Origin of the sequence: Dissulfurimicrobium hydrothermale, from assembly GCF_022026155.1 — a bacterium.
GTDB lineage: Bacteria > Desulfobacterota > Dissulfuribacteria > Dissulfuribacterales > Sh68 > Dissulfurimicrobium > Dissulfurimicrobium hydrothermale.
This window is the reverse complement of record NZ_CP085041.1, coordinates 52506-71828: the sequence shown is the minus strand read 5'-3', so window position 1 is coordinate 71828 and position 19323 is coordinate 52506. Positions and strand designations below refer to the sequence as shown.

Annotated in this window: 16 protein-coding genes and 1 tRNA gene; 15 read left to right on the top strand and 2 right to left on the bottom strand. The window is 53.4% G+C overall.

Going from position 1 to position 19323, the window contains the following annotated elements:
* Positions 1-52 precede the first annotated feature (52 nt).
* Genes mazG through mnmG form a run of 3 tightly spaced genes read left to right on the top strand, consistent with a single transcriptional unit; the run spans position 53 to position 5025 of the window.
* Positions 53-880 (top strand): nucleoside triphosphate pyrophosphohydrolase, encoded by an 828-nt coding sequence (gene mazG / locus LGS26_RS00325; RefSeq protein ID WP_237888715.1) that lies wholly within the window; start codon positions 53-55, stop codon positions 878-880.
* Positions 881-885: 5 nt separating this feature from the next.
* The gene (locus LGS26_RS00320) at positions 886-3078 is read left to right on the top strand and encodes a DNA methyltransferase (RefSeq protein ID WP_237888714.1); all 2193 of its coding nucleotides are present in this window, start codon (positions 886-888) and stop codon (positions 3076-3078) included.
* Positions 3079-3096: 18 nt separating this feature from the next.
* Positions 3097-5025 (top strand): tRNA uridine-5-carboxymethylaminomethyl(34) synthesis enzyme MnmG, encoded by a 1929-nt coding sequence (mnmG, locus tag LGS26_RS00315; protein WP_237889955.1) that lies wholly within the window; start codon positions 3097-3099, stop codon positions 5023-5025.
* A gap of 111 nt (positions 5026-5136) precedes the next feature.
* Here the strand turns inward: mnmG and LGS26_RS00310 are convergent, their stop codons facing one another.
* Positions 5137-6285, bottom strand: a complete 1149-nt coding sequence (locus LGS26_RS00310) for a sensor histidine kinase (protein ID WP_237888713.1) — start codon at positions 6283-6285, stop codon at positions 5137-5139.
* A gap of 140 nt (positions 6286-6425) precedes the next feature.
* On the opposite strand from LGS26_RS00310, the gene LGS26_RS00305 reads away from it, so the two are divergent.
* From LGS26_RS00305 to LGS26_RS00255, 11 genes are all read left to right on the top strand, one after another.
* On the top strand, positions 6426-8678 hold the full coding sequence (locus tag LGS26_RS00305) for a tetratricopeptide repeat protein (protein ID WP_237888712.1): 2253 nt from the start codon (positions 6426-6428) through the stop codon (positions 8676-8678).
* On the top strand, positions 8675-10135 hold the full coding sequence (locus LGS26_RS00300; RefSeq protein WP_237888711.1) for a sigma-54-dependent transcriptional regulator: 1461 nt from the start codon (positions 8675-8677) through the stop codon (positions 10133-10135). Before LGS26_RS00305 ends, LGS26_RS00300 begins: the two co-directional genes overlap by 4 nt.
* Complete coding sequence (gene flgB, locus LGS26_RS00295; RefSeq protein WP_237888710.1) at positions 10132-10593, top strand: flagellar basal body rod protein FlgB; 462 nt, start codon at positions 10132-10134, stop codon at positions 10591-10593. Before LGS26_RS00300 ends, flgB begins: the two co-directional genes overlap by 4 nt.
* Entirely contained in the window at positions 10590-11048 is a 459-nt protein-coding gene (gene flgC, locus LGS26_RS00290) for a flagellar basal body rod protein FlgC (protein WP_237888709.1), read from the top strand. The genes flgB and flgC overlap by 4 nt, the downstream gene beginning before the upstream one ends.
* Before the next feature lie 22 nt (positions 11049-11070).
* Positions 11071-11379 carry a flagellar hook-basal body complex protein FliE gene (gene fliE, locus LGS26_RS00285; RefSeq protein ID WP_237888708.1) on the top strand — a complete coding sequence of 103 codons (309 nt, stop codon included), beginning with the start codon at positions 11071-11073 and terminating at the stop codon, positions 11377-11379.
* A gap of 106 nt (positions 11380-11485) precedes the next feature.
* Complete coding sequence (fliF, locus tag LGS26_RS00280; RefSeq protein WP_237888707.1) at positions 11486-13132, top strand: flagellar basal-body MS-ring/collar protein FliF; 1647 nt, start codon at positions 11486-11488, stop codon at positions 13130-13132.
* The gene (gene fliG / locus LGS26_RS00275) at positions 13125-14165 is read left to right on the top strand and encodes a flagellar motor switch protein FliG (RefSeq protein WP_237888706.1); all 1041 of its coding nucleotides are present in this window, start codon (positions 13125-13127) and stop codon (positions 14163-14165) included. The genes fliF and fliG overlap by 8 nt, the downstream gene beginning before the upstream one ends.
* A gap of 1 nt (position 14166) precedes the next feature.
* Positions 14167-15000 (top strand): FliH/SctL family protein, encoded by an 834-nt coding sequence (locus tag LGS26_RS00270; protein WP_237889951.1) that lies wholly within the window; start codon positions 14167-14169, stop codon positions 14998-15000.
* Positions 14966-16300, top strand: a complete 1335-nt coding sequence (locus LGS26_RS00265; protein WP_237888705.1) for a FliI/YscN family ATPase — start codon at positions 14966-14968, stop codon at positions 16298-16300. Before LGS26_RS00270 ends, LGS26_RS00265 begins: the two co-directional genes overlap by 35 nt.
* 3 nt (positions 16301-16303) lie before the next feature.
* Entirely contained in the window at positions 16304-16747 is a 444-nt protein-coding gene (fliJ, locus tag LGS26_RS00260) for a flagellar export protein FliJ (RefSeq protein WP_237888704.1), read from the top strand.
* Complete coding sequence (locus LGS26_RS00255; protein ID WP_237888703.1) at positions 16728-17417, top strand: MotE family protein; 690 nt, start codon at positions 16728-16730, stop codon at positions 17415-17417. Before fliJ ends, LGS26_RS00255 begins: the two co-directional genes overlap by 20 nt.
* Positions 17418-17455: 38 nt before the next feature.
* Here LGS26_RS00255 and LGS26_RS00250 read toward each other — a convergent pair.
* Positions 17456-17549: transfer RNA gene (locus tag LGS26_RS00250), tRNA-Ser, on the bottom strand.
* A gap of 435 nt (positions 17550-17984) precedes the next feature.
* Here LGS26_RS00250 and LGS26_RS00245 point away from each other — a divergent pair.
* Positions 17985-19262, top strand: coding sequence for a hypothetical protein (locus LGS26_RS00245; RefSeq protein WP_237888702.1), 1278 nt, complete (start codon positions 17985-17987; stop codon positions 19260-19262).
* Positions 19263-19323 lie beyond the last annotated feature (61 nt).

Here is a 19323-nt window from a genome sequence, read left to right as displayed (position 1 = left end):
ATGGGCGGCCAGGCTTTTCAAGATGATTAAGGCGGGTTATTAAACAAGGGCTATGACGAATAAAGAGATCGGAACAGAAGGGGAGGGTTTTTTTAAGATCAAGGGGATCGTCAAGAGGCTCCGTGCGCCTGACGGCTGTCCGTGGGACAGGGAGCAGACCCCGCGGTCCGTGTGCAAATATATCCTTGAAGAGGCCTATGAGCTTGTTGAGGCCGTTGAAGACGGCGATGCCGAGGCGGTCAGGGAAGAGCTGGGAGACCTCTTTTTCATCCTCATTTTTGTGGCGGAGATGTATGAGGAGAAGGGGTGCTTCGGCATAAAAGACGCCATGGATTCCGTGTCGGTAAAAATGATAAGGAGACACCCGCACATATTCGGGGATGTCAAGGTAAAGGGGACCCAGGATGTCATTGACAACTGGCAGGTCATAAAGGCCGAGGAATCCAGACAAAAAGGCGGGACCGAGAGTGCGCTTGGAGGGCTTCCAAAGGTCCTTCCGGCGCTTCAGAAGGCGTTTCGAGTGGGCGAGAGGGCGTCAAGGATCGGTTTTGACTGGAAGGGGGTCGAAGATATCTGGAAAAAAATAGAGGAAGAGGAGACGGAACTCAAGGAAGCCATCGGCTCAGGAACGCATGAAAATATAAAGGATGAGCTGGGAGACCTTCTGTTTGCCGTCGCGAACATGGCGAGACTCCTTGAGATAAACCCGGAAGAGGCGTTAAGCAAAACAGTGGATCGCTTTATAAGACGTTTTAAGACCATGGAGGAGCTGGCAAGGATTAACGGAATAAAATTTTCCGGTCTGCCGCAGAACGAATTTGACAGGCTGTGGGAAGATGCGAAAAGGCTTGTTGATCCAGAAAAAACAGGATTAAGATAAATACCATGGCTCAACTGACCGAACAGGAAAAACAGGAGATTGTCCGCTTTATCGAGGCGGGCAGCCCCCTGCCGGACAAGTTTCGTTTCCTGCTGTTCGAGGATAGGCGCGAGGTCGAGCTGGTCTGGAACGGCAAGACCGGCGAGGTCTGCAACGTGGTGCTGCCCTTTCAGGTGATCGAGCAGGTGGACGAGCCGCGGGCGGAAAAGCCCGCCTCCCTGCAACTCGGGCTTTTCGATATGGACAACCGGGGCGGCCAGCTCAAGGGTTGGACCAACAAGCTGATCTGGGGTGACAACAAGCTCATCCTCTCTTCCCTTAAAAACGGCCCCCTGCGCGAGGAGATCGAAAAGCAGGGCGGTCTCAAGCTGATCTACATTGACCCGCCCTTTGACGTGGGCGCGGATTTCTCAATGGACATCGAGATCGGCGGCGACACCTTCACCAAGAAGCCCAACATCCTAGAAGAGATCGCCTACCGCGACACCTGGGGCAAGGGCGCGGATTCCTTCATCGCCATGATCTACGAGCGGCTCATCCTCATGCGCGATCTGCTGGCGGATGATGGGAGTATTTATGTCCATTGCGACTGGAGGGTGCATCACTATCTTCGTGGAGTGTTGGATGAAGTTTTTGCGTCAGACTGTTTTTTAAACGAAGTCATATGGTCTTACTTCTCATTTAAGCGTAAAACGGCCAAAAAGTTTCCTCAGAAACATGATGACATAATCTCATATCGTAAGACGAGAGACCGTTTCATTTGGCATACCCAATTTCGGCCTCATAGCGAAGAATATTTGAAGCGTTGGAAGACTGACACGGATGGACGTAAATACAGAGATGATGTCAATCCGACGGGCGGTGGTACTCGAATCATCTATTTGGACGAAGTAGAAGGCGACATTGTTGATTCGGTATGGGATGACATCCCGCCCGTCAATCCTCAAGCCAATGAGCGCGTTGATTATCCCACCCAAAAACCCGAAGCCCTGCTCGAACGCATCATCAAAGCCTCATCCAACGAAGGCGATCTCATAGCCGATTTCTTCTGCGGTTCGGGGACGATGGCGGCCGTGGCGGAGAAGCTGGGTCGCAAGTGGATCGTCAGCGACCTAGGCAAGTTCGCCATTCACACCACGCGCAAGCGGATGATCGGTGTCCAGCGCCAGCTCAAGAAAGAAGGCAAGGACTACCGCGCCTTCGAAATCCTCAACCTGGGCAAGTACGAGCGCCAGCACTACATCGGAGTCAACCCCAACCTGCGTGAGGCGGAAAAACAAAAACAACTGGAGGAGAAGGAGGCCGCCTTCGTTGACCTGATCCTGCGCGCTTACCGCGCCGAGAAGACTGATGGCTTCCAGACATTCCACGGCAAGAAGGCCGGGCGGCTGGTATCAGTGGGGCCGGTCAACCTGCCTGTTACGCGACTGTTTGTGGAGGAGATCATTCTGGAATGCCGCAAGAAGCACATAAGCCGCGTGGACATCCTGGGCTTTGAGTTCGAGATGGGCCTGTTTCCCAACGTGCTGGACGAAGCCCGCGCCAAGGGCATCGACATCGCGCCCAAATACATCCCGGCTGAATTGTTCGACCGGCAGGTGGAGTTGGAAGACCCTAATACCTTGCGCAATCTCTCGGAACTGGCCGCTACCAAGACCCTGATCGAAACCTTCAAGAAGGCGATCAATGCGCTGACCGTTCGGGACAAGGGCGACGCCGGGATTCGCGACACGATAAAACTCAGGCAGACGCGTCCCTTCGTGGTTAAAGATCAGGGCTACCTTATCTCGAAGAAGAGCATCTTCAACCGCATTATTGGCGACAGCCATTTTGAACTGCTCTTCGCCCGCTTCCTGGAAGACTGCGACGACGTGGTCTCCTACGCCAAAAATTATCTGGCAGTGAATTTCAATCTGGACTATGTGAATGCAGATGGCGACATCTCCAACTACTACCCGGATTTTATGGTCAAGCTGTCCGACAGGAGAATTGTCATTGTCGAAACGAAAGGGCAGGAAGACTTGGATGTGCCGCTGAAGATGGAACGGCTTAGGCAGTGGTGCGAGGACATCAACAGGGTGCAGTCGAATGTGACCTATGACTTTGTTTACATAGACGAAGAAAGCTTTGAGAAATACAAACCCACCTCATTCAGACATCTGGTTGAGGGCTTCAGGGAATATAAACACCAAATCTAGCACAAAAGATAAAACGGTATATCTGTGTCAATTCATCCCAAAAAATATGGCGTAATAGTTATCGGTGCAGGGCACGCAGGCTGCGAGGCCGCACTTGCGAGCGCGAGGCTTGGGGTTGAGACCCTGCTTCTGACTATAAACCTGGATACCATAGCCGCGATGAGCTGCAATCCGGCGGTCGGCGGGCTTGCCAAGGGGCATCTGGTCCGTGAGATAGACGCCCTTGGTGGTGAAATGGCCCGAAATATCGATGAAACTGGCATCCAATTCAGGAGGCTCAATACCTCGAAGGGGCCTGCCGTAAGGGCCACAAGGGCCCAGGCCGACATGCTCCGCTATCGTCTCAGGATGAAGTCTGTGATCGAATCCCAAAAAAATCTTTACATCTACCAGGCCATGGCAGGACACATACTCGTGCACGACAACAGGGTCAAGGGTGTGGTCACTACGATAGGCGAGGAGATATACTCAAGGGTCGTAATCGTCACCACCGGTACGTTCTTGAACGGTCTCATACACATCGGCCTTGAGCATTTCCCGGCCGGCAGGCTTGGGGACCCGCCGTCGAACAGGCTCGGTAGGTCCTTGAGGGGGCTGGGTTTCAAGATGGGAAGGTTGAAGACTGGCACTACGCCGAGGCTCCATAGGGATACGATAGATTTTGAATGTCTTGAGATCCAGGAGGGTGATCCGAAACCATATCCTTTTTCTTCTGTTACAAAAGAGATACCTCTGCCCCAGAGACCATGTTACATCACTTATACGAATGAAAAGACCCATGAAATTATCCGCTCGGCCCGTGACCGCTCTCCGCTTTTTACAGGCGTTATCGAGGGCGTCGGAGCCAGGTACTGCCCATCCATCGAGGACAAGGTTTTCCGTTTTCCTGATCGCACGAGGCACCAGATATTCCTTGAACCACAGGGGCTTGATACCGTCGAGATATATCCGAACGGCATACCAACGAGCCTCCCGATAGATGTCCAGTCCAAGATGGTGAGGAGTATAAGGGGGCTTGAAAAGGCCATGATCCTGCGCCCGGGTTATGCAATCGAATATGACTATGCAGACCCTGTCCAGCTCAAACCGACACTTGAGACACACCTTGTCAAAGGGCTCTATTTTGCAGGCCAGATAAACGGGACGTCAGGATATGAGGAGGCGGCGGCCCAGGGCCTCATTGCAGGGATCAATGCGGCAAGGGCGATCAAGGACGAGGGGCCTGTGGTCATCGGCCGTTCCCAGGGCTATATAGGCGTCATGATAGACGATTTGATCACGAAAGGCACAAACGAGCCTTACAGGATGTTCACATCAAGGGCTGAATTCAGATTGCTTCTCAGGGAAGACAATGCGGATCTGCGCCTTTCAAGATTGGGTAGGGCGATAGCGCTCCTTGATGACGACAGATGGGCCTCTTACAAGGCGAAAGAAAAGGCCTTGGGCAGCGCAATGGCCCTTTTAAGGGAAATAAGGCTCAGGCCTGGTCCGGAAGTGAATTCATGGCTTCGATCCATTGGATCGAGCCCGATCGGTCAGCCCATGACGCTTGAGGAGCTTTTGAGAAGGCCTGAGATAGGCATCGATGACATTGCGGATTATCTGCCTGCCGTAAGAGGTATCCCAGGGGAGGTTGCATCGCTTGTGGAGGTCGAGGCGAAATACTCAGGCTATGTGGCGAGACAGGAGGTCGAGGCGACAAGGGCTTCAAGATGGGAGTCCGTCGAACTTCCGGCCTTAATCGATTATTCCAGGATACCTGGGCTTTCGACAGAGATAAGGGAAAAGCTCATGAAGCAACGGCCCGGCACCCTCGGAATGGCCTCGCGGATCCCGGGCATGACCCCTGCCGCCATTACGGCGTTAAGGGTTTATCTAAGAAAATGTGGGGCGGATCCCTTGCAACAACAGTACGCAGTGGGCCGGACGGCGTCTGCGTCTATCTAGAGTTTTCCTTGACCGTTTTTGCGTATTCTGGATCCCTGGAGGGCATCCCTGACCCAGGGGTGTGGAGGAGAACAAACGCCAAACAAACGGAGAGCTACACATCTATACAGGTCACAGCTGGTCTTGCCTTGCACAGGCGGCAGCGAGTTTCAATTCAAAAGAGGTACCGGTTTGCCCGCTTTTTTTAAGGGTAAGCGTAGCCCCGATACGTTCGGCGAGATCTTTTGCAAGGAAGAGCCCGAGGCCCAGACCGCCTTGCCTTGTTCCGGTAAATGGTTCGAACAGACTTTGGCTTATCTGCGCAGGGATGCCACACCCATCGTCTTCAATCGAGATCACTATCCAGTCGTTTTGGAGGGCGGCCCTCAATGCTACCATACCGGCCCCGACCTCCGGCGCCAGGGCGTTTTGTCCGACAAGAAAGAGTATGTCCGAAAGGATCGCCGGATCTGTGAAGGCCTTGATTCCATGAGGGCAATCCACTGAGATGGCGGCCGTCTCGGTCTCGTTTTCAAGCCTTGCCTTTACCAGCTCCAGCGTCAGGCATATCTCGGTCAAAATCGGTTGTGCGGTGTTGCCGGCGTAAAACATTGTTATTTCGTTTACCTGTCTGGCAAGTGACTCGGCCTCCATGTAAAGGCCGTTGGCTTTTTTTTGGAGGTCTGGGCGGTCGTCGAGCTCCCTCGCTAGCATTTGAGCAGAGCCAGCGAGTACTGAAAGGGGTGTCTTGATCTGGTGTGCCATCCTGGCGCTCATCTTGCCGAGAAGGGCCAGCTTTTCCTGTCCTTTTAACCTATTGGCAGCCATAAAGGTCTCGGTTACATCCTGTATAAGAAAGATCTTGCAGTCGTTTCTCTGGAGGATCTTTGTAAACTGGAGGACCTTATTTGAAATCCGTCGGCTGACCGGTTCGTTTCCAGATATATCGTTGAGGAGACGGTGCAGCCCATCGTCTCCGTATTCAACGGATGGCAGGAGGTTTGAGCCGATTTTGTTTATTTTTTTTGTCTTTCTGCCCCTCCCGTCGCCGCGGATCTCAACAAGACCGACCCCGAGGGCGTCGGCCACGGCTAGGAGCCTTTCCGTTGCGTCTTTCGCCTCCTTGGACTTTTCCGTCGCCAGGGTTAATAATAGATCGACCGGTGTCTTTCTGTCCCCCAGGGCGAGATGACACCTGCGCCAATGCACAAAAAAGGCGATGGATGTCAGGAGCCAGCAGACAAGTATTACACTTATGGAGAATAGACACGTATCGGCCAAAGCGGTTTCCCTCTGTCCTGCCCTGCCGGCGCCAGGAGATCTTTGTCTGTGGCATCCGGATTGCTTTATTCTATCATAGATATAGATTCTAATTTAAGATGCCGATGTACGCAAAGATAGGGTTAAGGTCAAGATGTATCATGCATAGAGTATTGACAGGTCTTTTGTGCCTGGTTTTTTCTGTGACCGTCTGCCCTTGCAGGGTCTGTGCCGCATCGCCCGAAAAGGACGTGTCCGCACAAGGATCGCCAAGCGACCTCGGACGGGTCAGGGCGAGGATCAAGGCCCTGCAAGAAGAGATCGAGTCATCCCCTGTCTCTGACAGGCATAAGGCCTTTGAGCTGGTCTCCCTGCTTCGCAAGATACTTCCGGCGGTTGCAAACGATCCGGTTGAATTCGCCGAGACGAACTGCCTGCTTGGCGAGGCCTATTTCAAGGCCGGTTATCTCCCGGAGGCCGTGACCTATCTCAAGACTACGGCGAAACGTTTTCCTGATAGCCCGTGGGGACAAAAGGCCCTTTTGATACTTATGAAAAATTCCAAGCTGTTGAATATTAAAAAAGACGAAAATGATTATTATAAGGAACTTATACGTCAATTTCCTGACACCTTAGTTGGTAAAACGGCATGGATAGCGCTTGCCGTCAAGGCGGTTGAAGGCGGGAATATCAACGAGGTGTCCGTAGAGATGGCAAGGCTTGAGGATGCAGACCCTGACATCGGCCTCAGTGTCCCTAAATTCCTTGATTTGAAGGCGAAGGTCTTGGCTGCCAAAGGGAAGGAGGCGGAGGCGAGGGCGACATGGATGCGTTATCTGAACCTGGTGCAGTCGCCAGATCAGGACGCTGAGGCGCTTTACAACATAGCTGAGTCGTACAGACGAGAGAAAAGACTGCTCGACGCCGTCCGGATCTATCTTCTTTTGAACAAGAGGTATCCTGATTCCTTGGAGTCTGTTTTTGCAAAATACAGGGTCATGGAGATCGAAAAGGGGACAGGGGCCTTGAATATCCTGTTGATGGCCGGGCCCAGGATAGCACGCCTTGGTTTAGATAAATACCCTGTAAAGGAACAGATATTATCAACGATCATCCGGGAGGCCCCTGGCCTCCCGATTGCCAAGGAGGCCATGATTGATTACATGTCGCTCAAGGTCGAAAACGGGAGATATCTTGATGTATTGAAGATGGTGGCGGATGCATCGAGACTTGGTGGAGACGATGCCTTTGTCAAGGCGGTCTCGAAGGAGGTCTCGATGGCCGCCGACGCTATCCTGGCAAAGGCCGATGTCTCGGGGCTTAAAGGCGGCCTGGATGCCGCAAGGGGGTTTCTTGACGGAAATGACAAGCAAAGTCCTTTTTGGCCTGTGATGTCAGATATCGCTCAGAGGGTCTGGGCAGGTCTCATAGACCAGTATATGGCCAAGGATGAATTTGTCGAGGCAGTGGGCGAGGCCAAGGCATTTGTCAAGATATTCCCTGACGGTCTCGGTGTTGGGCATGTAAAAGAGGCCGGTGCAAAGGCGGTCCTCGCCCTTGACAAGGCCTTTTTTGATGCGCATAGACCCCTTGCGCTCTTAAATTATCACTTTTCGTCTATAAACGGCTCGGATTGGCTTTCCACGTCCGAACATCTCATTTATGTCGGTCTTGCATGGGATAGTCTCGGATGTCCTGAGGCTGCCATGAGGGCGTTTTATCAGGCATGGAAGGCTGGTCCGTCGAACGGGCACAGATTATTCCTTGCGTGGGCCCGGACGGCTGTGGATTCAGGCGATATGGAATCGGCCGAGGCCGTCTATGCCGTCATGGAGGCCAGATATCCAAAGAGGCTTGAGCAAGACCAGGATGCCCTGTGGATCAGGTCTGCAATCGCCCAATCGAAAGGGGATTGGAATTTGGTCTGGCGGATGGCAAAAAAGGCCATCGGTCTCGGACCGTCCGCCCATATGATGCAGGCGCTGGAGACAATGCTCTTCAGGGCCGACATCCATCTCGGCCGGTGGGACGAGGCGTCGTCTTTGTGGCAGGGCATAAAGGGCAGGCTCTCTGGGGTCGAGAAGGCACGTTTTTTGACAGAATGGGGCGACGAGGCATTTGGACGCGGAGATTATACCCAGGCTAGGGCAATTTACAGCGAATTGACGACCCTAGAGCCGAACGATCCATCCTGCACCTTCAGGCTTGCCGTTGCCGAATACCGCGCAGGCATGACCGATGCCGCTATGAAGAGGTTGGGCGAGGTCTCGAAGGGCAAAGGACAATGGGCCGAGGCCGCCGCCGCTGTCTTGGGGGCCGATGATCTCCTGAACGGACCAGCCAAACACCTCTTTCATACAAAAAAAGACGCCCAAAGGGGGACTGGGCAGGACAGCGGCGGGGGCGGCAGATGAGCCAGGGGGTGTTTGCAGCCGAGGCGAAGCAAGGCGGCGTTTTGCTGGTCTCTTTTGGCGATGACGAGGTGCGGGATATGCGCGATCGCCTAAAAGGGCTTGGTTTGGATACGGTAAACGCTGGCGACGCTGCAGGCGCAGCGGATGTCTTGAGAAAAGCCCGGGCTGTACTGGTCATAATAGCCCATGATCCCAAAAGAGGGATAAATGGTATCGAGTTGCTAAGGGCCTTGCAGGATATCTATAGAGGGGTTGGCTTTATATTGCTTGCCAGGAACGCTGTCATCGAAGATGCGGTGGCGGCCATGCAGATAGGGGCCTCCGATTTTTTGTGTCAACCAGTTGACATGGAGGCGTTTGTCCTGGCTGTAAAGAGGGCGCTTGGCAGACCTTCTCCGGTTAAGTTGAAAGGCGTCGGTCAGAAAGGGGCCGGCTGCGGGCTGCCGGCGGGCAACGGCAATGTTGTCGGTTCAGGAGATTGCCACGAGATCATCACTGCAAATCCCAGGGTCAAAAAGATACTGTCCCAGGCGGCAAATATTGCCCCAAGCCGTGTCCCCGTCTTGATTATGGGGGAAAGCGGTACCGGCAAGGAACTGTTGGCCAGATATATACACCGCATGAGCCAAAGAAGCGGTCCGTTTGTGGCGGTCAACTGTGCAGCCCTGCCGGAAACGCTGCTAGAGAGCGAACTTTTTGGCCACGAGAAGGGGGCCTTTTCGGGTGCCATATACAGAAGACTGGGCAAGTTTGAGCTAGCGAATGGCGGCACCTTGTTGCTCGACGAGATAACGGAGATGGCGGCGCAGCTTCAGGCAAAGCTCTTACGGGTCCTTCAGGAGGGCGAGGTAGACAGGCTCGGCGGCACCGGTCCTGTAAAGATCGATGTGAGGGTAGTGGCCACCACGAACAGGGATGTAAAATCGTTCATATCCTCTGGACGATTCAGGGAGGATCTCTATTTTAGATTGAATGTTATCTCCTTCAAACTCCCCCCGTTGAGGGAGCGTAGAGAGGACCTCTTGCTGCTTGCCGGGTGTTTTTTAAGGTCTTTTTCTGAGCAATATGCAAAAGTTGGACTGGAATTTGCAAAGGATGCAATCAAGGCCATTACTTCGATGCAGTGGCCAGGAAACATAAGGGAGTTGAGGAATGCGGTGGAGAGGGGCGTGCTCCTTGCGTCAGGAGGCGTTGTGACGGCAGCCGACATGTTTGGCGATGAATCTGATGCCGATGTCATGATTGATACGACGGCCGGTGGCGTCAGTTCTTCCTTGGACGTTGTGGCGTCTCAAGGCGAGATCGTCAATCTCGGCGTCCTCGAACGCGAGATGATAAAGCGGGCCCTTTCAAAGACGGCCGGCAATAGGACGCATGCAGCAAAGCTCCTCGGCATCAGCGTAAGGACGCTTAGAAACAAGCTGTCAGAATACCGACAGATGGGGGTGGTGCTGTGAAGCAGCTTTTCGGCAGGATATTCAATACGTTAGAGCGGGCTATCGAGCTTGAGACCCTGAGGAATACGGTCATCACTTCAAACATAACAAATCTCGATACGCCAGGTTACAAGGCAAAAGATGTCCCTTTTAAGGAGATAATGGCACGTTATTTGGACAATCCTCCGGGCGGGTTGGCTATGTCCTTGAAGGCGCCATCGCAAGGTCATATGATTTCTATGGGGGGTTCTTCGCTGGCGGTTACTGACAAGGCCCATATCCAGACAGCAGGCGGTAGTTATGGCGCAGATGCGGTTGTTGTCCGTTCAGACGAGAGAGGGACGCCCAATAACGTTGACCTTGATAGCGAGATGGCTGAGCTCGCTATAAACAATATCCGGTTCCAGGAGACCGTACAGTCCTTGATTAAACAGTTTGAAATGTTAAAGACAGCTATTACTGAAGGAGGCAAGGTATGAATCTCTTTACAGCCATTAAGATAAGCGCCTACGGGCTTTCCGCAGAGAGGACGAGGCTTGGTGTGGCAGCGATGAACCTAGCCAACGCGGACGTCACAAAGACCGTTGACGGTGGACCTTACAGGCCCAAGTCGGTGGTCTTTTCGGCCGAGCCGTATAACAAGACGGGTCAGGGAGGCGGCGGGGTGTCTTTTGCCGACAGGTTCTCGCAAGGGCTTGACGCGCTTCAGGTCGTAAAGGTCGCCAAGATAGTAGAAGACAAAGATCCTTTCAGGGAGGTCTATGACCCCAACAATCCCGATGCAGATCAGAATGGCATGGTGAAGCTGCCGAATGTGAATGTTATGGAGCAGATGGTGGACATCATGACCGCTTCAAGGGCCTATGAGGCGAATGTCACCGCCATAAATACGGCCAAGTCAATGGCGCTTAAGACACTTGAGATAGGCAAGTAAGCAAGTAAGGAGGGAGGTTGCAATGAAAATAAGCGGTCCTGCCGAGATGTCGACGGGTGGCAATAAGGGCGCATCGGGGATTGGAAACGGGGAAAACGGTACGCAGAGACGCGGTGGATTTGGCGATATTTTGACCAAGGCCGTCGAGGGCGTAAATAGCGATATGGTCCGCGCACAAGAGCTCGCGGAACTGAGTGCAGCCGGTCAGCCTGTGGATACGGCACAGGTAATGATAAGCGCAGCCAAGGCCGACATCTCGTTTAATCTCCTCGTGCAAATGCGGAATAAGATCATTTCTGCATATGAAGAGGTAATGAGGATGCAGTTCTAGGGTAATCAGTGAAGAACTTCCCCCTCGCCTTGCGAGAGGGGGGCAGGGCGAGGGGGATATTTCAGATGTATGTTTATGAATTCACAGATGAAATGTGAGGGTTGATATGCCTACTCCCCAGGAGGCGCTTGAACAGATAAAAAAACTTTCTCAGAACCTGACACTGCGCCAGAAGGTTGTCGCTGCGAGTGTTGTCGCCTTGGCGTTTGCGGTCTTCGGGGTCATCTTTTTTATTGCAAACCGCCCTGTCTACAAACCGCTCTACTCTGATCTCTCACCCCAGGATGCAGCTGAGATTACCGCATGGCTGAAGAAGGAATCCGTGCCCTATCAGTTGTATAACGACGGCACCGCCATACGTGTTCCAGAGGAAAAGATCTATGATGTAAGGCTGTCTTTGGCTGGCGCCGGGCTTCCGAGGGGAAGTGTAGGTTTCGAGATATTTGATCTGACCAACCTCGGCGTCACTGATTTTGTGCAGCATGTGAATTACCAACGGGCGCTTCAAGGGGAGCTTGAAAAGACCATCTCGAGGTTTCCTCAGATACGCAGCGTAAGGGTACTGTTGGCCCTGCCGCAGGAATCGCTTTTTACAAGCGAGAAAAAGGAACCAACGGCCTCTGTTGTGCTCCAACTGAAACCAGGCGAAGAGCTTTCCAGAAATCAGATAAAGGGTATAGTCCATCTGGTGGCTAGCGCCGTCCCAAGGCTTAAGAAAGAGAACGTGTCTGTGGTCGATACAGATGGAGGCGTGCTTTATGACAGTAAAGATCAGGAAAACGACCAGTCTTTGATGACGAATACCCAGCTTGCATATCAGAAAAAACTGGAAGATTACTACAGGCATAAGATTCAAAGCATGCTGGAAGATGTTTTGGGGCCTAACAAGGCCGTCGTGAGGGTTGCGACTGATGTAGATTTTGACCAGGTCCAGACAAGTGAGGACCGCTACGACCCTGATCAGACGGCGGTACGAAGTGAACAAAAGATCAGCGAGATAGATACGTCGCAAGAAAATGCTGGCGGCGTGGCTGGCGTAAAGGGGGGGCTTGCGGACAAGCTGCAGGGCAACGTCACAGGCCCTGCCGCGACCAATACTGGCGCCGGTGGCGCGCCTCCCGCCTTGATCAGACAAAAGACCCAGGATACCTCAAATTATGAGATCACTAGGATACAGAGACAGATAAACGCCTCCATTGGCAAGCTCAAAAAGATATCGGTCGCCGTCATGGTCGATGGTTCTTACCTTCCAAAGGGCAAGGAGCTTGTGTATACGCCGAGGTCTCAGGAGGAGTTGGCCAATCTCGATCGTATCGTAAAGGCCGCCATTGGATTTGATCCCAAACGTGGGGACGAAGTAAGTGTTGTCAACGTGCCGTTCAAGGCCCAGCAGCCCGAAGGAAAGGCCCCGTCGAAGTTGTTCGAGCTGGCCTCGTACTTTGCGACGCCTTTCATGAATATTATCTTAGCTGTCCTCTTCATTGTATTTGTGTTGCGCCCGCTGTTCAATCGCTACGTCCTCAAACCTCGCGGCAAGGAAGAGGCGGGGGCCGTTCCGTCTGGTGCACGCACGGGCGAGGGTGAGACTGGAGAAGGGGAGTTTGAGTTTCCACCACCGCCGGTCATCCATCCGATACCAGACGCTAGAGAGAGATTGAGGGAGATGGCGAATGCATATCCTGAAAGGGCGGCCGCTTTGGTAAAGATATGGCTGAGAGAGAAAGCTGAGGCGGGTGGTACAAAAAATGCCTAGCAAGACGTCGGATTCCAATCAGATAGACCTGAGCAATCCGGCAGGTGCCGTCAAGGCCGCTATATTTCTCCTTGCAATGGGGGAGGAGTTTGCGGCCGAGGTGTTTAAACACCTCCACGAGGATGAGGTCCGAAGGGTTTCTCGCCTTATGGCGCAGATACAGAATATCCCTGGGGACGCGGTCGAGAAGGTGATGAATGAGGTGCAGGAGAAGATGGGGCTTGTCCGCGGCGAGGTGGCGGTGCCTGTGGAGGACTTCTTGAAAAAGGTCCTGTTTTCTTCAATGCCCTATGAGCAGGCGCAAAAGATCTACGAAGAGATCGTCAGGCAGCTCCATCCCTCTACGTTTCAAAAGCTTTCACACCTTGAGCCAAAGGCGATCGTCGCCTTCCTCAGAAACGAGCACCCGCAGACCATTGCTGTCATCCTGGCACACCTCGATTCCTCCCAGACGGCCGCCATATTGCGTGAGCTTCCTGAGAATCTGCAGGCCGACGTCATAATGCGGATCGCCAAACTTGACAAGATCAGCCCTGATATAGTGGCAGAGATAGACAAGGTCCTTGAGGAGGAGCTCTTTTCTGTAGAGATGAGTGATGCCAAGAAGGTAGGCGGGGTGGCTAAGGTCGCCGATATACTCAACAACCTCGACAGGCAGATGGAAGACACCTTGCTTGAGAAGATAGAGGCTGCGTCTGAGCCTTTGGCCGAGGAGATCAAGAAGCTGATGTTTAAGTTCGAGGACCTCATAAATGTCGATGACGCGGCCATCATCATGATACTTAAAGAGGTGAGCATGGATGAGCTCAAATTTGCCCTTAAGGTTGCCTCGGACGATCTGAAGGCCAAATTTTTCAAGAACATGTCGGAGAGGGCTGGTGCCTTGCTTAAGGAAGACCTTGAGATAATGGGTCCGGTGAGGCTGAGGGATGTGGAGAAGAACCAGCAGGCCATCCTGAAGGTGGCAAAAAGGCTTGAGAGTGAAGGCAAGATAGTCTTGAGCGCAAAGGGAGGGGAAGACGTCCTTGTCTAGGGTGATCAAGGCCAAGGAGCGGCAGAAGGCGGGTTTGCATGAGATGTCTCTGTTGCGCTCAAAGGGCATACAGACGCCAAATGACGCTGGCGGTGCCTTCAGTCCATTTTGTGAGCTTGTCGGCGCCGGTCGGGAAGGAGTTGATGCGGCGCCGTTGGCGCAAGAGGGTACCCATTCCAACCCTAGCGTCGGGTTTGGGCGTGGGGATCTTGAATGTGAAAGGGACGTTGAGGCCGCAAGGCTTGAGGCTGAGGCCCTTAGAGAAGAGGCGAGGACCATCCTTGAAAACGCTAGGAAAATGGCCGCTGATATAGAGACCGAGGCCTATAACCAGGGCTATGCCCAGGGTCAAAAGGATGGCGAGGCGCTCGGCAGAAAACAATATGAGACCAGATGCGCGAGGCTCAAGGATGTTGTCAGCGCCATCCAGTCGCAGGCGGTTGCGGTGATTGACAAATATGAGCCTCAACTCGTCAGGCTCTGCATGGAGATATCAAAGGCCGTTATACACCGCGAGATAGAGACCAGACCGGAAACAATAGCCTTGTGCCTTAAGGAGGCCTTTAAACAGGTTGTGGAGGGGAGTCCGCTCAATATAAGGCTCAACCCGAGGGATGTCGAGATCGCCAGTGATTTTATCGAAAGAGAGGCCAGGATCGCAGGCGGCCATCCGGTAAACTTGACGCCGGACAGTCGGATAGATCCAGGCGGGTGTATTATTGAGACCGATTTCGGACTCATAGACGCAACGGTTGACGGCAAATGGCAGGTCGTGGCCGACGCCATCAAGAAGATCCTAGATGGACGACGGACAGGAGACGGCCATGCGGATTGATCTTGATTCTTACATAGATGCAGCAAGAAAGGTGAGATCGGTGCGCTCTTGCGGTCTAATCAACCAGGTTATCGGCCTTGTCCTTGAAGGTAAGGGGCCTGGCGCCCCGGTTGGTGCGATTTGCCGGGTGGATGTTGAAGACGGGGGGCGTCTGCCTGCCGAAGTGGTCGGGTTTAGACAAGGCCGTACATTGCTTATGCCCCTTGGCGAAATGAGGGGGATCGAGCCGGGCGGTAGGATATGGGTCGAGGCGAACAGGGCCGAGGCATGTGTAAGTCCTCGATTGATAGGGCGCGTGCTGAATGGGCTCGGCGAGGTCATAGACGGCAAGGGATCGATCAGGGCAGATGTATTGTATCCGCTATACGGCGAGCCGCTTAATCCGCTCGATCGCCCCCGCATCGATACGCCTGTGGATGTAGGGGTCAGGGCGATAAACGCCTGCCTTACCCTTGGCAAGGGGCAGCGTATCGGTATAATGGCCGGCTCCGGGGTCGGTAAAAGCACCCTCCTGGGCATGATCGCCAGACATACGACGGCCGACGTGAATGTAATAGCCCTCATAGGCGAGCGGGGGAGGGAGCTCAGGGACTTTATTGAGAGGGACCTTGGACCAGAGGGTCTCAGGCGTTCGGTGATAGTTGTTGCTACATCGGATCAGCCCCCGCTCATCAGATTGAGAGGGGCTTACCTCGCCGCTTCGATAGCGGAGTATTTCAGGGATCAGGGCAAAGACGTCATCCTCATGATGGACTCGATCACCCGATTTGCGATGGCGTATAGAGAGGTCGGGCTTGCCATCGGTGAGCCGCCTACCTCGAGGGGCTATACGCCGAGCGTATTCGCCCAACTTCCGAGGCTGCTTGAAAGGACGGGGAGAAAGAGAGGTGCAGGCAGTATTACCGGCATCTATACAGTGCTCGTCGAGGGCGATGATATGAATGAGCCCATTGCTGATGCGGTGCGTTCCATTGTTGACGGGCACATAGTTTTGAAAAGGGAGCTTGCCCATCAAGGTCATTATCCGGCGATAGATATACTCCAGAGCGTAAGCAGGATTATGCGGGATATTGCTGCGCCAGGACAGATCGAGGCGCACCGGGAGCTTATAAAGGTGCTCTCGACCTATCAAAGGGCTGAGGACATAATCAACCTTGGCGCGTACACCAGGGGTGCCAATCCAGATATCGATTTCGCCATTGAAAAGATACGGCCTGTCAAGGAGTTTTTAATGCAGGACATTGACGTCCCGGCGCCCTATGATTCAAGCATACAGGCCTTAATCGGTCTGTTCGGGTGAGGTATGGCCTATAGGTTTCGCCTCGAGGCGTTGTTACGGCTTAGACAGAGACAGGTGGAGGCCGCCAGGTTCGAGCTGGCCCGTCTCTTGAAACAATATCGCGATGCACAAGCGGCCGTCTCTGCCCTGTCGAAGGCGAAAGAAGATGCTGACCTGAAGGCCAAGGCCGGTCTTGCAAAGGGCATGCCAGCCGGAAGATACCGGCTGGAGGCAGATTATATCGAGATGCTGACAAGTGAGATAGACCGGTACGAAAATATGCTTTTGGAGCTTGAACCGCACATTCAGCGGGCAAAAGAGGCCCTGGCCAGGCGGCATGTGGAAGAAAAATTAGTGGAGAGGTTTAAAAAGGATGATTTTGCGGCATACATGCTTCAGGAGCGGAATGCCGAACAGAAAAAGGCAGATGACCTGGCGGCGGTGAGATATGGCAGAAACAAGGCCTGAGAAACAGTCGGGTGCGCCGATTTATACCATGACCCGTCTGTTGTTGATTGCAGGCGTGGCGAAGCTTGTGCTTACAGGCTTTTTCCTTGTGGGTCTTGGGTTTGACAGGGCCTCGGCCGTTGAATCGGCAGGCCGGCCTGCTTCTGTGGTGCAAGGAGGTGGGGTGCAGGTGCCTGGATCTGCTGGCAGTCCAGCGGGTTTGTCAATGGGAAGCGGCGATGGAGGTGGGGTGCCGCAAGGCCTTGGACAAAATGCCTCAAGCGGAGCCGGTTGTCGCCCCGAGGTGATGCAGGTGCTGCGTGCGCGTCTGGATGAGCTCAAGGAAAGGCAAGCGGCACTGGAAAAGGAGTCGAAGGATATTGATTTTGAGAAGAATGAGCTTGATGAGAAGATCAAGGAGTTAAAAGGGCTCAAGGCAAGCCTCGAAGGGCCGCTCAATATGCTCAAGGATGCGGGCCGAGAAGGCATCCAGCATATGATAGGCGTATATAACTATATGGATCCACAGAAGGCGGCCGCTATGCTGGACAAGATGGACGACACAACCGTGATAGAGATTCTAAAGGGCATGAAGAGCAAGAAGGTGGCGCAGATCATGTCTTTTATGAATACGGACAGGGCCGCCAAGATCAGTTCGGAATTGACAGGGGCCCAAGTCAAAGGGCCTTGATGCCGCTTGACGGTGACTGCTGAAAAGGGTTGTTTTATTGGCGGAGAGGGTGGGATTCGAACCCACGGTACACCTTTTTGGGCGTACACGCGATTTCCAGTCGCGCCCCTTCGGCCGCTCGGGCACCTCTCCAATAGGCGTCTAAATGTAGCCAATTTGTCCTGATATGCAAGCATTAATTAGCCGGTTTCAAGAAAAGGCCATGATCATCCATTCGATGTCCATTCAGACCGTTTTTTGTCATATCCTGTTTGTAAAATTGACGGCGTCGCAAGAAGTCGCCAAGTGCTGTTGCTGTGTTGTGCTGCATCTTTTGTCGCTGAGGCGTACAGCAGGAAGTACGCCTCATTCTCCAGGATCCGCGCGCCTTGCATTGACGATTTTTTTTACAAGATCACAAGATCATAAAATTGTCTTTTGAATAAAAATAGTATATTGATTTTAAAGACGGATGGTTTAAGAACCGATATCTATATTGATTATGTTGATTGCCATAACTCTTAGAGAGCTTCCGGCTGAGGTCTTTGCGCGGCGCCGGACGCCGGGGTGATAAAGAGGAGGGATTAAATGCACAGGGGACTTTTTTCAAGATTGATCCTTATCTGTCTGGCCGCCGTATTTCTTTCCGGATGCGGACAGGTAGTGAAAGAGCCTTTTGAACCGATAAAAAGCGCTGAGCCGCCGCCAAGATCCTTGGGGAGAGGCATAGTCCTTCTGCCGTTGGCTGATTATACCCAGGGCTCAACCCCTGACGACGCGCTGAGACGCCAGATGAAACTGAACAGTGCGTTGTCTTATCAATTGGCTGCGCATGGGATCTATACCCCACTTGAGGAAGACGTGGTCCAGAACCTGGTGGACCTGGGCGTGATCAAGCCCATAAAGACATCCGCTGGGTCGGACTACAAGATGATAGCAAGGGAGCTGGGGACTGGCTGGTCGGAGGCGATGCAGGATGAGATTGGAAAGATCGTCTCACAAAATGAGGCCTTGCGCATATCAAAAGAACAGACCGGCTCTTTCACCACAGGTCTTAATCAAAAGATCGTCAATGAGATAGGCCGCCGCTTCCAGGCCGACTATCTGCTCCGCGGCAGGATCGTTGAATATGAGATCAGAGATGGTCATAACATGAACCTGCTCCAAAGGGGGGTGCTGCCGTTTTTCTTCGATTTCACGTCTAACGGGTTGTTCGGCATAGCGGAATCGAAGAGTTACGACCTCTGGCAGGACATGGCCGTAGGCGGGGCATTGGGTGCCCTTCTGGGGAGTCAGGCGCATACGCCGTTTAATGCCCAGGGCAAGGAGACGGAGATAGTCGGGGGGCCGAATCCGCGTTTCGCCACGGCGGTCACCAGGAACAGCGGTGGATACAGCGGCTATCGTGGTCTCAATGCCGCTACCTGGGGTGCGGCCGGCGCAGGGGCTGCATATCTCGCCTCAAAGGGCGGGAGGCTCCCTGAGGGCGTGGTTCAGGTGAGTTTGGCCCTTCAAGATGCCTATACAGGAAAGGTTGTCTGGGCCGATAGGGTGGAAAAGCAAGTGACTCCATTGTCGGTATGGGCGGATCCTGCAAGGCGGGTACAGATAGACCGTGCCATCGAGGAGGCCTCAAAGACCCTCATTGATGACTTGGTTACGGCCTTGAATAAAATACCGGCGCTCCCGCCTGAACCAGCAGTCGAGGTCCAGCCGTTGCCGCCGCCGGCCCCTGAACCGGCCCCTGTGATAGAGCAGCCGGCAAAGATGCCTGTATTCGAGAAGGCGAAGCCGAAGGCAAAGGCAAAGAAGAAGATCAAGAAGAAAAAGAAAAAGGCCGTAAATCCGGCGTTGAGAGGGTCTTAAAAGGTCCTTGGAAGGGCAAGCTTATTTATGAATGATTATGGGGGGGCGTAATTATGTATAG